Source organism: Paenibacillus sp. KS1, from assembly GCF_001680695.1.
Classification (GTDB): Bacteria; Bacillota; Bacilli; order Paenibacillales; family Paenibacillaceae; genus Paenibacillus_B; species Paenibacillus_B suaedae.
In genome coordinates this window covers 55,844-69,459 of the sequence record NZ_MAIS01000010.1, presented here as the reverse complement: position 1 = coordinate 69,459, position 13,616 = coordinate 55,844, and the positions used below count along the sequence as shown (strand labels likewise).

Annotated in this window: 18 protein-coding genes; 1 reads left to right on the top strand and 17 read right to left on the bottom strand. The window is 46.7% G+C overall.

Annotated features, from left to right (window positions below; all coding sequences use genetic code 11):
* Positions 1-109: 109 nt before the first annotated feature.
* The 6 genes from BBG47_RS05415 to mtrB all read right to left on the bottom strand — a co-directional run bounded on the left by BBG47_RS05415 (position 110) and on the right by mtrB (position 4,317).
* Positions 110-754: a UbiX family flavin prenyltransferase gene (locus BBG47_RS05415; RefSeq protein WP_065290848.1), complete on the bottom strand. Its 645-nt coding sequence runs from the start codon at positions 752-754 to the stop codon at positions 110-112.
* Positions 754-1,623 (bottom strand): UbiA-like polyprenyltransferase, encoded by an 870-nt coding sequence (locus BBG47_RS05410; protein ID WP_021254690.1) that lies wholly within the window; start codon positions 1,621-1,623, stop codon positions 754-756. Before BBG47_RS05410 ends, BBG47_RS05415 begins: the two co-directional genes overlap by 1 nt.
* Positions 1,616-2,353, bottom strand: a complete 738-nt coding sequence (locus BBG47_RS05405; protein WP_021254691.1) for a demethylmenaquinone methyltransferase — start codon at positions 2,351-2,353, stop codon at positions 1,616-1,618. Before BBG47_RS05405 ends, BBG47_RS05410 begins: the two co-directional genes overlap by 8 nt.
* Positions 2,354-2,423: 70 nt before the next feature.
* Positions 2,424-3,257 (bottom strand): heptaprenyl diphosphate synthase component 1, encoded by an 834-nt coding sequence (locus BBG47_RS05400; RefSeq protein ID WP_021254692.1) that lies wholly within the window; start codon positions 3,255-3,257, stop codon positions 2,424-2,426.
* A gap of 129 nt (positions 3,258-3,386) precedes the next feature.
* On the bottom strand, positions 3,387-3,941 hold the full coding sequence (locus BBG47_RS05395) for a hypothetical protein (RefSeq protein WP_065290847.1): 555 nt from the start codon (positions 3,939-3,941) through the stop codon (positions 3,387-3,389).
* Positions 3,942-4,092: 151 nt separating this feature from the next.
* Positions 4,093-4,317, bottom strand: a complete 225-nt coding sequence (mtrB, locus tag BBG47_RS05390) for a trp RNA-binding attenuation protein MtrB (protein ID WP_021254694.1) — start codon at positions 4,315-4,317, stop codon at positions 4,093-4,095.
* 113 nt (positions 4,318-4,430) lie between these two features.
* On the opposite strand from mtrB, the gene BBG47_RS29825 reads away from it, so the two are divergent.
* Positions 4,431-4,604: a hypothetical protein gene (locus BBG47_RS29825; RefSeq protein ID WP_155987316.1), complete on the top strand. Its 174-nt coding sequence runs from the start codon at positions 4,431-4,433 to the stop codon at positions 4,602-4,604.
* An 82-nt stretch (positions 4,605-4,686) separates the two neighbouring features.
* Here BBG47_RS29825 and BBG47_RS05385 read toward each other — a convergent pair whose 3' ends face one another.
* From BBG47_RS05385 to plsY, 11 genes are all read right to left on the bottom strand, one after another.
* A complete protein-coding gene (locus BBG47_RS05385; protein ID WP_021254695.1) occupies positions 4,687-4,959 on the bottom strand; it encodes an HU family DNA-binding protein in 273 nt (90 codons plus the stop codon).
* 204 nt (positions 4,960-5,163) lie between these two features.
* Positions 5,164-6,798: a sugar ABC transporter ATP-binding protein gene (locus tag BBG47_RS05380; RefSeq protein WP_083189092.1), complete on the bottom strand. Its 1,635-nt coding sequence runs from the start codon at positions 6,796-6,798 to the stop codon at positions 5,164-5,166.
* Between the two features lie 220 nt (positions 6,799-7,018).
* Positions 7,019-8,497 carry a stage IV sporulation protein A gene (gene spoIVA / locus BBG47_RS05375; protein ID WP_021252893.1) on the bottom strand — a complete coding sequence of 493 codons (1,479 nt, stop codon included), beginning with the start codon at positions 8,495-8,497 and terminating at the stop codon, positions 7,019-7,021.
* Positions 8,498-8,982: 485 nt separating this feature from the next.
* The gene (locus BBG47_RS05370) at positions 8,983-9,717 is read right to left on the bottom strand and encodes a DUF3939 domain-containing protein (protein WP_254659750.1); all 735 of its coding nucleotides are present in this window, start codon (positions 9,715-9,717) and stop codon (positions 8,983-8,985) included.
* A gap of 69 nt (positions 9,718-9,786) precedes the next feature.
* A complete protein-coding gene (locus BBG47_RS05365; RefSeq protein WP_065290846.1) occupies positions 9,787-10,143 on the bottom strand; it encodes a 2Fe-2S iron-sulfur cluster-binding protein in 357 nt (118 codons plus the stop codon).
* 71 nt (positions 10,144-10,214) lie between these two features.
* The gene (locus BBG47_RS05360) at positions 10,215-10,817 is read right to left on the bottom strand and encodes a nucleotidyltransferase family protein (RefSeq protein WP_065290845.1); all 603 of its coding nucleotides are present in this window, start codon (positions 10,815-10,817) and stop codon (positions 10,215-10,217) included.
* A gap of 71 nt (positions 10,818-10,888) precedes the next feature.
* On the bottom strand, positions 10,889-11,188 hold the full coding sequence (locus BBG47_RS05355) for a 2Fe-2S iron-sulfur cluster-binding protein (protein ID WP_021252897.1): 300 nt from the start codon (positions 11,186-11,188) through the stop codon (positions 10,889-10,891).
* Positions 11,189-11,257: 69 nt separating this feature from the next.
* Positions 11,258-11,437 (bottom strand): DUF2768 family protein, encoded by a 180-nt coding sequence (locus BBG47_RS05350; RefSeq protein WP_065290844.1) that lies wholly within the window; start codon positions 11,435-11,437, stop codon positions 11,258-11,260.
* A gap of 152 nt (positions 11,438-11,589) precedes the next feature.
* Entirely contained in the window at positions 11,590-11,862 is a 273-nt protein-coding gene (locus BBG47_RS05345) for a stage VI sporulation protein F (protein WP_021252899.1), read from the bottom strand.
* 104 nt (positions 11,863-11,966) lie between these two features.
* Positions 11,967-13,001 (bottom strand): NAD(P)H-dependent glycerol-3-phosphate dehydrogenase, encoded by a 1,035-nt coding sequence (locus BBG47_RS05340; RefSeq protein ID WP_021252900.1) that lies wholly within the window; start codon positions 12,999-13,001, stop codon positions 11,967-11,969.
* Complete coding sequence (plsY, locus tag BBG47_RS05335; protein WP_065290843.1) at positions 12,991-13,605, bottom strand: glycerol-3-phosphate 1-O-acyltransferase PlsY; 615 nt, start codon at positions 13,603-13,605, stop codon at positions 12,991-12,993. Before plsY ends, BBG47_RS05340 begins: the two co-directional genes overlap by 11 nt.
* Between the last annotated feature and the right edge of the window lie 11 nt (positions 13,606-13,616).

Genomic DNA, 13,616 nt, shown 5'->3' with positions numbered 1-13,616 from the left:
GTATTTTCCGACCCAAGTTCCAAGTGAACCTCAAGATCAATAAGTCCCAACTCAAATGCAATTTAAAAATACAGACACGAAAAGATAAAAGATCGGCCACACATTTGTGTTATCCATTCGGCCGATCCGAATCTTCGGCAGTCTGTACTTCCGAATTCCCCCACCTTGTAAACAACTGGTGATCGATATCCATGCAGTCCAACACCTTGCCGACAAGGAAATTAATGATGTCATCCAGAGTCTGCGGATGATAATAAAATGCAGGCATCGCCGGCACAATACGTACACCCATATTCGCAAGCTTCAGCATATTCTCCAAATGAATCGCATGCATCGGCGTCTCGCGCGGAACGATTAGAAGCGGACGGCCTTCCTTCATCATAACGTCAGCAGCTCGCCCCATCAAATTATCGGAAGCGCCGTGTGCAATCGATGATAAGGTTCCCATGGAGCACGGCATGATCACCATGCCGTGCACCCGAAATGAACCGCTTGCTATGCTTGCCCCAATATCCTGGTTCGGATGATACGTAACCCGATCCGCCAAATCGCCGAATGCCAGCTCAATCGCTTGCTGACGCTTCGTAACATTCCATCCGAGTTCTTCCTTTAGTACGCGCCATCCAGCATCTGATACGATGAGATGAACCTCATAATCGGTTTCCAACAGACATTGAATCAATCGGACACCGTATATAGCACCACTTGCCCCTGTAATACCAACTACGTAATGCTTGCGAGATGCAGCACTCATTACTTCATCACCACCATGTCAATAAGCGTGAAGCAAAATACAACGATGCTGAGCACACCGTTCATCGTGAAGAAGGCTGTGTTCAGCTTGCTCAAATCGTACGGCTTCACAAGCATATGCTCATAAATAAGCAGAGCACTTGCAATAACCGTACCTATGATATACCACCAGCTTAATTGAGTTAAAAATAATAGCAGTATAAATCCAAACGCTGTAGCGATATGGAAACCTCTTGCAATCCAGAGTGACTTCGCAATTCCGAAACGTACCGGAATCGACTTCAAGCCTTCCTTCTTATCGAACTCATAATCCTGGCATGCATAAATAATATCGAACCCGGTAGTCCAAAACGCAACGGTTAAATAAAAGGTGAGAGCTGCCCAATCGATTCCATTCGTTACAGCCACCCATCCTCCGAGCGGTGCCAATGCAATCGTAAGTCCCAGCACAACATGGCATAGCCATGTGAAGCGCTTCGTAAACGAATAAAATACTAACATAAAGACGGCAACCGGAAGCAAGTATACAGATAATGGCTCCAGATTAGCCGCTGCCCAAAATAAAAGACCGAACGACACGGCCGTAAATAACAGTACTTCTCCTGCCTTCAGCAATCCTGCGGGTATTGCTCGATTTGCAGTTCTTGGGTTCTTCGCGTCGATGGCAGCGTCAATTAACCGATTGAGCGCCATTGCCGCGCTTCGAGCTCCGAACATCGCCATGAGGATCCATCCCCATTCAGGGAGCGTTGGGAAGCGTTGATGAACAACCATTCCTCCCAGCAGTGCGCCCATAAACGCAAATGGAAGAGCAAATATCGTATGCTCGAACTTAATCATTTCTAAGAAGATACGTACTTTTTTAAGCATGACCATTCCCCTTCGTCCCGATGTGAAGAGCGGCAATGCCACCGAAGAACGAATACGCTTGTACGCGATCAAGTCCATTAACTCTAAACATCTGTTCTAGCTCCTTCCGGCCCGGGAACGTAACAAGCGACTCTGGAAGCCACTTATACTGCTCATACCGCTTCGCAATCAGCTTGCCAAGCAATGGCAGCACATGGCGGAAGTAGAAATAATAAATGCCCTTGAACGGCTGCCATGTTGGCTTGCTCAGTTCAAGACATACAACTTGTCCACCCGGCTTGACCACTCTGCGCATTTCACGAATGACTTGCTCAAAATCCGGAACATTGCGCAAACCAAAACCAATCGTCACATAGTCAAAGCTGTTGTCGGGGAATGGAAGCTCCATTGCATTTCCTTCAACAAGCTCAATTTGGCTGTGCAGGCCTGTTTGATCCACCTTCTTCTGACCTACCGCCAGCATATTCGAACTGAAGTCCAGCCCTGTAATCTTGCCTGTGCCGCTCGCTTGCGCCAACTGAATCGTCCAGTCACAAGTTCCACAGCACAGATCAAGCGCTGTCTCCCCCTGCTTCATGTCCATCTTGCGCATCGTGAAGTTGCGCCAAGCCTTGTGACGTCTGAAGCTCAGTATATCATTCATAATATCGTACTTCGGAGCTATGCTCTGAAATACTTCTTGAACATAATGTTCTTTGGTCTTGCCAGTCTTAGGCGAATGTGTCTCCACGATCTGTCACCTATTCCTTTCTTCGCCGAACGTATCGTCGATCTATTGGAGGTTGAACGCTCACTATCATTTACAGACGAGGTAAGGCAAGAAATGTGTCAAGACGTTGTCTGGTGCTCTCATCAAGCGGCAATGTCACCGCTAGCGTATGCAATTTATCCCGTGATACACGAACTTGATAAGCCAGCTGCTCCCTCACCTCATACTTGGACATGAGCGCATTCCAGAGCATCTCGTCAACCAATTTCTGCTTCAATTTTCTTCGTTCCTCATCCGTGCCTTGCTGCCATACATGCCAGTAAGACCAGCTGCCTTCGAATCGTTCGAAATGATCCGCTCGCTCTTGTTCTCTTTCTAGTACTTCGAGCTCTGTCAACGAATCAAGCAGTTCCTCCCATGTGGAGATGTCTTCTTGATTCATCTGAGCGTTGAAGGACTGGAACAACGACTTCTTCAGCGTAACGCTCGCCCGTAAATATTCCTCTGCGGTCATTGTCCAATGCTTCATCTTGTCCACCATCGTCATCTTCAGACGATTAATATCGCATACGGATTGGCTCAAAGCCCTTACCGTATCAATCTGACCTTGCTGCGCAAGCAGGTTATAGAAGCGACTGCTGAAATAGTCTCCAGCCAATACTTTCAGCTGCCTTGAACGCAAGTTGCGGTCGTTATGCTGCACCGCTGCCAGTTCAATCGTATCATGCGTGTCTAATCCAACCTGCACGAGCGATGTAACTAGCGCAAATAATTCACTATGTTCCGCTATTGGCTTACTGCGGTTTAAAAAGGCGAACATCAGCTCCACTCTTGCGTTTGGAAACGCAGGCAGTTCCGTGTGCGCCTGGATCATGTCATGTTCAACATACCGCTTAGCCAATTGCGAGATATGATAACCATTCATCTGCTGCCTCCGACTGTACCGGTTAGTCATCCTTACGGATGTCGCAATCTAAATCATTATAGCATATGTTTAAAGTGATAGGACAACATTTCTTCGTTCTCCTATTTCTTATGACCAAGACCCTTACTCTCATCTGACTGCCGGAAACTGACGCTCCCAATGCGGTGTATAAATAATCCGCCATGCTTCTTCAAGCTCCTTCGGCATTGTTCCTTTCGATTTCTGGAGAAGCTTCAAACTTTCCACATCTACTTGAGAACGCTGCGCATCCATACCAAGCAATACATATCTCTTTTTAGCCATGTCATCCTGTATAACGACACGGAGCTGCAGACGTTCGACATTGCTTGTTTGTATGAAGGCGAAGCGAAGAAGCTCATGGATATCATGATAAATAATTTCTGGATGGACAATCGTTGCAGCCACTTTTACATCAATCACCAGTTTATCTGACTCCCAAGTAACCCGACTAAACTTCAACTGAAGTGGAAGCTCTGATAAATAATCCACGATCTCCTCGGAACTGAGCTTGACCATACGTGGTGAAGGGGTAAATACAGCTACATCTTTATTGGCGTCCGGCATCCGCTCACCCAGTGAATACAATAGCCCTAATCCTAGCGGAAGCATAATCGTAACGCAAAGCACGATGACCAGAGTTCTATAGCGATGCATATTCTTCATTCTGAACCTTGCACCTCCACATATTGTAGATCAAGTCAACACTCCAGATAACAGACAGTGTCGACGTTCCAGAGTATGTCCATACCTCATGTCTATAATGAAAAAAAGCAGGCTATGCCTGCTTCCCTCATGAAAACAAAAAATTTCATTCCTATTCGTCTGTATCGGTATGAATTACACCGTGTTTTGTCATCACAACTGCTTTGCCGCGAATTTTAATTGCGGACGTATGATCCGTGAACTGGGCGACAAGCACTTCATTCTTGTCCAGCTTCTCCGTATGATGAAACTTCGTATCTGTTCCGCGTGTAAGACCGATCACCTGAACTCCCTGATCTTTGGCCTTTATTACGATAAAGTCATTTTGTGTTTCCAACTGCTTGACCTCCTTGCATATGTATTGGCTTCCTTGCAGCTTCAACCATGTGAATCACCATTCTTCGGGCATACTACTAGTGTAGCACGTTTCATCTAAAAGGAGCTAATGCGATGCACCCAGCACATTTACAATCTAACCAGCTACAGCTGCTTCAGCAGTGGGAAGAGCAATTAAGTCAAGTAAGTGGTCAGCGTATTGTACTGGTCGCCTACAGCGGCAGTGCACAGAGCTCTAGAGCAGCTAAGAGTAATCTAGAGCATCCTACTCCTCAACTTCCCCTCTGAAAAGGAGCAGAAGCCGCGACATTCATGTCGCGGCTTCTACCTCACTTGCGTTCCCCTATTAGACAAAAGTATGTAAGTTCACTTATTTGATGCCATCTTTAAGTGCTTTGCCTGGTTTGAACGCAGGGATTTTGCTTGCAGGAATTTCAATCTCCTCGCCCGTTTGCGGGTTACGGCCTTTGCGTGCGGAACGTTCGCGCACTTCAAAGTTACCGAAGCCTACCAATTGGACTTTGTCGCCGTTCTGAAGTGCAGTGGAAATCGCTTCGAATACAGCATCAACTACTTTCGTCACATCTTTCTTCGACAATTCCGTAGCCTCTGCCACTTCAGTTACCAATTCAGATTTATTCATTCTGTTCACCTCCTGATTCAAGTATGCATCGTTATCCATTTTCTTTACTGTTTCTCTAGAATTTATACCTTATCATCAGCAAAACAGTTCAATACGATATCCAATCTGCTGCCAAATCGGTTCACAGAACAAATTTATAGTAATATACCGTTGTTACAAATGCAAGTAGGGACTGAAGAACAACGATAAGCTTATGTGTTTCCCCTACTGTTTATCTGATATTCCCTTCACTCTATCTTCAACATCTCGCAGCCTGCCACCAGCTGAAGCATAGAACAATAACTGCTCTTCCGAAGCCTCTCCTCGCTCAAATAGCCGCACCATTTCCCCGTCATACATAACAACAATGCGGTCGCCAACCATTGACGCTTCATACATGTCGCTAGTGAAGTAAATGATTCCTCTTCCTTCCTCTGACAATTGTCCAATGATGCGGAAAATCTCATTTTTCGCACCGACATCGATCCCATTCATAGGTTCATCTAAGACAAATACATGCGCATCAGTGCCAAGCCATTTCCCTATGGCAACCTTCTGCTGGTTGCCTCCACTTAAATGTCTCACTTTCTGCTTCACAGAAGCGGTCTTGATATTAAGCTGCTCGATCACGCGCTCTGCTGACAGCCGCTCTCGCGTGGTTGATACGAAACCCGCTGTGCAGTATTTTGGCAATGTAGAGATACATAAATTGCTCTGTAACGACTCATCCATAAATAAGCTATATTTGCGTCGCTCCTCGGGAACAAGCACGATGCCCGCACGAATCGCATCACGAATAGAACGCGGCTGAAGCACTTCTCCATTCAACGTTATCTCTCCGCCATCGCACAGCTCGGCCCCACCAAGAATCCGAGCCAGCTTCGTCTTCCCTGCTCCTATCAGTCCCACAAATACAAGAATTTCCCCACGTCTCAATTCGAAGTTTACATTTTTAAGCTTCTGTCCGCAAGTGATTCCCTTCACAGTAAGCAGAACCTCTTCACGAACAGAGGAATGTACCCCGGGTTCTTCTTCTATGGTTTTATCTAGCATATATTGAATTGCTTCCTTGGGGCAAATGTCAGAGATTAGCGAACTGTGAACCAATTCACCGTCACGCAAGATAGAGATACGATCACAATGATGAAACACTTCAGCCAGGCGATGAGTAATAAATAGAACGATAACTCCTTGATCTCGAAGTGTATGCATAATCGTAAATAACCGCTCTGACTCCTCAAAGCTAAGGGATGCAGTTGGTTCGTCAAATATGACAATCTTAGCTTCATTCAATAATATTCGCGATATAAGCACCATCTGCTTCTCCGCTAATGTGCACTCCTCCATACGCAGCGAAGGCGAGATCGACAGGCCGATAGCATCCATGATGCTCTCAGCCCTCTTCTTCAGATGTGCAGGGCGAATCCAGCAAGAACTTCTCCCCATGCTAAAGTCATCCATCATAATATTCTCTGCTACTGTAAGCTTGGGAACAAGTGCCACATCTACCTCTTGATATACACAATGAATTCCCTGTTTCTTCGCATCAGCAGGTGAATGAATTGATAATTGCTCGCTTCCTAACTGGATGACTCCGACATCGGATCGGCATGCACCTGACAATATATTCATCAACGTACTCTTCCCCGCTCCATTAGAGCCAACAAGAGCGTGAATTTCTCCGCTAGATGCAGTAAAGTTGACTTGCTTCAGAACAGATAGCCCGTTATACGATTTTGTAATTCCAAGCATGTACAAATTTGAATCCGCTTCAAATTGACAATCGCCTGCCGTTTCCGTATCGGAGACATGCGCGGAACGTAAGTTTGATACTCCTTGCGTTTTCCATACGCTGCTCATCTCTATCCCGCCTCTTAACTTTACTGATCCATTCGATTTTTGCATGACGAATAAATCCCACTTTTTACCGTTAACGGCATTATTCTTAAATATACCCGCTTCCTTCGAGTCTGTAAATTGATTTAGCAATAAAAGATCGATGAATTTTTACAGGAACATACAAAAAGCCTAAGTGGCTAATCCAATCTGGAATAGCGACTTAGGCTTCCTTGCAATCCGATTACAATATGATGGCGATTAATCCACCTGAGCCTTCGTTGATGATCCGGCCCAATGTCTCTTGAAGCTTGTAGCGAGCGTTGTCTGGCATCATGGCGATTTTGCCTTGTATGCCTTCGCGAACGATGGAATGCAGGGATCTACCGAAAATATCAGATTCCCAAATCTTCGTTGGATCGTTTTCAAAGTCCTGCATCAAGTAGCGCATCAGCTCTTCGCTCTGCTTCTCCGTTCCGATAATCGGAGCGAATTCCGATTCAACATCGACGCGAATCATATGAATGGAAGGAGCAGTTGCTTTGAGCCGTACCCCGAAGCGTGAGCCTTGTCTAATCAGCTCAGGCTCATCGAGAGCCATTTCGTTCAAGGTAGGCGCTGCAATGCCATAGCCAGTTGTCTTCACCATTTCAAGCGCATCCGCGAATCGGTCATATTCCCGCTTCGCATGTGCGAATTCCTGCATCAACTGAAGCAAGTGATCCTTGCCTCGTATTTCTACCCCGACCACTTCCATCAGAATTTGGTCGTACAATTCGTCCGGCGCGTACAAATCAATCTCAGCAACACCTTGACCCATGTCCATGCCGCTCAAACCAGCTCGGGCAATAAAGTCATACTCCATAAATTGCTGCACAACACGATCAACATCCCGCAGGCGTCTAATATCTTTGACTGTATCCCGTACCGACGACTCATAGCTGGAGCGCAGCCAATGAGTATCGTTCAGAACCATAACCCAGCTCGGAAGATTCACGTTGACTTCATGTACTGGGAATTCATACAGAACTTCACGAAGAACGCCCATTACATCTTCTTCGCCCATCGTCGCTGCACTGAGCGCCATTACTGGGATGTCATATTTAATCTGCAGCTCATTGCGGAGTGCAATCGTCTCATCACTGCGAGGCTTCGTCGAGTTAATAATCAGTACGAATGGCTTGCCAACTTCCTTTAACTCTTGAATGACGCGCTCCTCGGATTCGATATACGAGCTTCGAGGAATCTCAGCAATCGTACCATCAGTCGTCACAACAACGCCCAATGTGGAGTGCTCTTGAATGACTTTGCGTGTCCCGATTTCGGCCGCTTCCTGGAATGGAATCGGCTCCTCGAACCACGGCGTATTAATCATGCGCGGGCCATTCTCATCCTCGTAGCCTTTGGCTCCGGTTACCGCATAGCCAACACAATCCACTAGACGAACGTTAACATCCAAGCCTTCCGCTACTTTAATTTGAACTGCATTATTCGGAACGAATTTGGGTTCGGTCGTCATAATGGTCTTACCTGCTGCGCTTTGCGGCAATTCGTCAACTGCGCGAATGCGGTCTGATTCATTCGTGATATTAGGCAATACGACCGTTTCCATAAATCGTTTGATGAACGTCGATTTCCCTGTGCGGACCGCACCGACGACCCCGAGGTAAATATCCCCGCCGGTACGCTCGGCTATGTCCTTAAAAATGTCCACTTTCTCCAATTGATATCCCCTCCTCAAATTTTTCCGACGGACTACGAGACAACGTTCGCCTCTCGCCCTTCAGAAACGATTGGCACCGTTGCTAGGATTGAGCTGTTGCCGTTGTCGCCAGTGTTCGCCGCCGAGATTTCACGTCGTACAAGGGCATTTCGACGCAACTCGTACATGCTTTTGGACTAGTAACATCTTATTTGCTAGATGGCATAAATATGCCCCTCACACAAAACATTTTTCGTAAATGATTCAGTTCTAGTAGATAGTGATGCTCATCCGTGAGTGACCCCCCACTTGGGCACGAACGCAAAAGGTCGTATCAACAAACGCCTTCCAAATCAGATATATGAAGTTAGAAATGAAGTATGACATTATCTTGCATATCGATGAGTAAATCGTCTTTTCTATTTCTGTACCAACCTGTCATCCATGTTCGCATGCAAAAAAGACCAGTCGAACATATCGACCGGCCTTCCTTTCATTCCATTTGTCTATTTAGAAGTATCTTCTTGAGGTACAGGCGCACCGTTGCTCCATTTGTACGCGACTGACTTCACTGGCACAAAGAAGGAGGCATCCGCAAGCATGGGCCTCAGATCCTTCTCTTGACCTGTAGGCTGCTTCCCAGAGGTTTCCACAAGCTGCATAATATCCTGCGCATAATCTGCGTATACCCTTCCTTGCTCATCCATCATGAACGACAGTACACTTCGGCTGAACGGACTTCGAACTTCTACAGGCTGTATGCCTATCAGCTTCTCATCAATTCGATAGAATCCAGGATATACTTCCTCCTGCTTCGGCAACGCACCCTTAGCCCGTATATGCGCATCAACAGCACGAGCAAGATCATTGACCCGCTGTGAAGTAAGTAAATCCATCACCTTCACTTTCGGAATCGTCTCTTCATCAATAATCAGATACACACCCGAGCCACCTGATTCAAATGCACTTCCAGGAATTGCGCTAAGCAGATCTTTTCGCTTGAGCAATTCAAAGTTCACACGAAACTTCTCATATCGTGGAACACTCTCATCGCTGCTTACTAGCGGAAGCAGACCTGTATCCTTCTGATACTGATCCACAGCATTTTGGACAAGAAGTACGCCCTCACGAACCGATTGTTGGCTTTCCTTGCGCATCTCCTTCGGATATAAGCATCCTTGAAGTGTCATGCTCATGATAACGAATAGCACGATACAACAGATTTGTCTCCCCGACCTCAACTACTTCTCCTCCTCAGTCACAATCACAATTCCACACTTGAAGATAGAGCTGTTCATTCTATTCTGGCATTACCACAAGCTGTCATCTTCCTGTTCCGCTAGCTTGCGGCGAATAATGGCTTTCAGAGGATCTTCTGGGACTTCCACCGTAACCGTACCTGGATTCCCTGTCAGCAGTGTCTGGCACGATAAACGAAGCCCAGTTGCTGAATGGATACCTAGCTTGCTGCTCTCTGCTAACGTGGGCTCTCCAATTAGTCCTTCTTTATCCGCTGATACCTGTACTTTACACATCAAGCAGCCCGCCTTCCCGCTGCATCTTGTGCGTATCGGAACACCTGCTCGTTGCGCGGCATCCAATAACGACATCGAGCGCTTAGCCCCCCATACCTTGCCAGAAGGCTCGAACCGCACGTTTGTCCCCATACTAGCCAGCCCCTTTCCTCAACGTTGGTAGGGCTACATGCGACTCCACCTTTATTTACAAATCATTTACATTAGACTAATAAAAAAGACATCATATTCGGACACCTTTCATTCACGATGGACTGTATATACGCAGGTTCCGAGCAATTTGCCAATACCGTATTCATAGCAGCAATATGCTGCTCAGGAGCAGCATTGATTACCTGTGCGATCGAAGCTGTACGATCTTCCCGCTGACGCAATATATTGAAGACCAATTCATGAGCTAGCGGCATTAACGCGATGCGATATCTGTCAATATTATAGATGATGCGATGATTCCATAAGGCATCACGAATGATTGTGTTGTATTGGCATTGCGGTGTAGTCACGATGAATTGACCAACCAATTCAATGGGAACTCCGCATATTTGATAATGGCTTAATAAGGAATGATAAGTACTCGTTGCATTCCACTCGGGCGCATCGGTTGCATATGGATTCCATTGCTCCTGTAGCTGCTTTGCATCGGGCTCATCCGCATAGATATCCACATCACGAGGCTCCCGGCCAAGCGGTACCCCTTGTAGAACTAATCCACAGCTCCCACCTAGCATCCAGTGCTTCATATCGTTGTTTGATGATGCTACTAATTGTTCAATTGTCCCCATTATTGGTTCGGATAATGATATCATGCCATTTGCTCCATTCACATTTGAATCCATGCTGCATTATTCAGGCTGCCAGTCACCAGTCAGGCCTTTGATCAAAAATACGGCTTGTGAACTGCACGAATGAAGCCATCCGCTTCTGCAACGACCTGACAAGAGAGCCGATAACCCTGCTCGAATTCTTCTTCCTCCATACGGTTCCACTCTGCATCCGTCACTTCGGATACATATTCTCGTCCTTCTTCGATTAAGCAGCGACATCTCGCACATGTTCCGCGCGTGCAAGCATAATTCCAATCTACTCCAGATTCCTTTGCGGCATCCAGCAGAGTAGTACCTACAGGTACAGATATACTCGCTTGCTTCGTCTTGCCTATGAATAGGATGTCCACCATTCTCAATCACACTCCTTCGACCGTCTTATCGTCAATGACGATATGTATTGAGTAAAGTGTTAATTACGCCTACAAGATGGAGAAAAATCCATATACCATACCTGCAAGCAGCATAATGAACGCAATAAGCGAAAGAATACCTCGTACCCAGCCTCTCGTCTTACTTCTGGCAAAAGCAATGAGCAGTGCAGAAAAGGCCATTAGGCCTATTCCTATAAAGGATACCCACATTTTTGTCATACTGTCCATTTTCCCGATTCTCCCATTCGTTCAAACTGCTCTCATTATACCATTCGATGAATTAGAAGAGAAACGTTTTGCACGAACATGCACAAAAAAACGACACAATCAGCTACTCGCTGTCGTGTCGTCTTCTTTTTACACCAAAACGATTGTACCTGCTACTTCTTCATCAACTTCATCAATGCTTCCAGGTTGTTTGCGTTAACTCCGCTCTTCTTCACGGTGCTGACAATGTCATTTATTGTCGACTCTGAGACAGGGAGTTTGGCCATTGAAGCAACTTGCTTAATCAGCTGCCGCAACTGCGCCTCATTCTGCATCGTCGAAGGCTTCACCGTACCTGCAAGCTTCTTGATTTGATTCTCCGTTATGTTTTTGCCAGACTTCTTATTGATTGCATTCAATGCATCCTTCGGAAATTTATTCGACATATCGCCCCTCCTCGGGTCTGTACTCTATACAGTGTATGTCGACGAATAAATGAAGGTGATAAGGATACTAGCCAATAATAGAGTCCGTGCAAGCCCATCAATATCTAGGATGACCAATCCGATGTGGCCACTTCTTCAATTTCGTTCTTGCGAACTCGCCCCATTAAGCATTCAACTGCTGTCTTTGGATCACGAGATTCGAATAATACTCGATATAACTGCTCTGTAATCGGCATCTGGACGTCATATCGGTCAGCCAAGAAATGAGCCGCCTTCGTTGTACGGATACCTTCAACGACCATCCCCATATGAGCCAACACCTCATCAACCGCCATACCTTGACCTATCAGCGAGCCAGCTCTCCAGTTCCGGCTATGTCTGCTCGTACAAGTTACAACTAGATCGCCAACGCCCGCAAGGCCAGCAAATGTCATCGCATTCGCTCCCATCACAACTCCGAGCCGAGCAATCTCAGCCAAGCCGCGTGTTAACAAAGCAGCCTTGCCATTATCCCCGAACTCCAGTCCATCGGATAAGCCTGCGCCTAATGCAATTATATTTTTGAGCGCTCCTGCAAGTTCCACACCAATCACATCTGGGTTGGTATAGACACGAAAGAAGGATTCGTTCATAAATAAATCCTGTGCTTGTTCAGCAGCCTTCGTACTGGTTGATGCAACGACTACCGTTGTTGGACATTGCTTCACAACCTCTTCGGCATGGCTCGGACCTGACAGCACAGCTATTCGATCTGAACTGCATCCAAGCTCCTCTACAAGCACCTCTGACATGCGCTTTAACGTTTCGGTTTCAAATCCCTTCGTCGCATGTACGACAACCATCTCGTCCGTCAAATACGGCTTCATCATTCCCGCAACTTGGCGCATCGCAGCAGATGGTGCTACAACAACGCAAGCCTTCGCACCGCTCATAGCCTCTTCGACGGAATTGGTTGCCCGAATCCCGGGATGCAAGGTAACGTTCGGCAGATATTTCCCGTTCGTATGCACCGTATTGATCTCTTCTGCCTGCTGTTCATTTCTCGTCCATAGATACACATCGTGTCCATTATGGGCGAGAACCTCGCTTAGGGCAGTCCCCCAGCTTCCGGCTACGAATACAGCAACTTTAACGGACACGGGACACGCCCCCTTTGCTCGCGCCAAGCCGGTTCTCCGTCCCTTGAACCAGCTTAACGATATTGCTCCGATGACGATAGAATGCAAATAGGCATAACAGCAAACTGCCCCAGAAAATGCTCCAATCATATTGGAATAACAAAATAAATATCGGAGTCAGTCCAGCAAAAAGCAATGATCCTAACGAAACATAACGTTTCCAAGCAATTGATGCAATCGCGATAATGCCAGCACATAGGGCTGGCCAAAAAGCTAGAACGGCCAGCACCCCAATTGTGGTGGCAATCCCCTTCCCCCCGCGGAAGCGAAAATAAACGGGCCAGTTATGACCAACGATGGCGGCAATCCCGCTTAGCACCATGACCCATGTGTAATCCGATAGCAAATACCCCATAAGAACGGCTACCATTCCTTTGGCCGCATCAAGCAGGAGAACCCCAGCCGCTGGCCCTTTGCCTAATACGCGCAACGTATTGGTCGCGCCCGCATTACCGCTCCCGTGTTGACGGATATCAATACCACGAAGCCACTTTCCAATCAGAAGACTAAAGCTGACTGAACCAAGAAGGTAACTCGCTACAATTGCGATAATAGATAGCGTCAATTCCGCTCGCT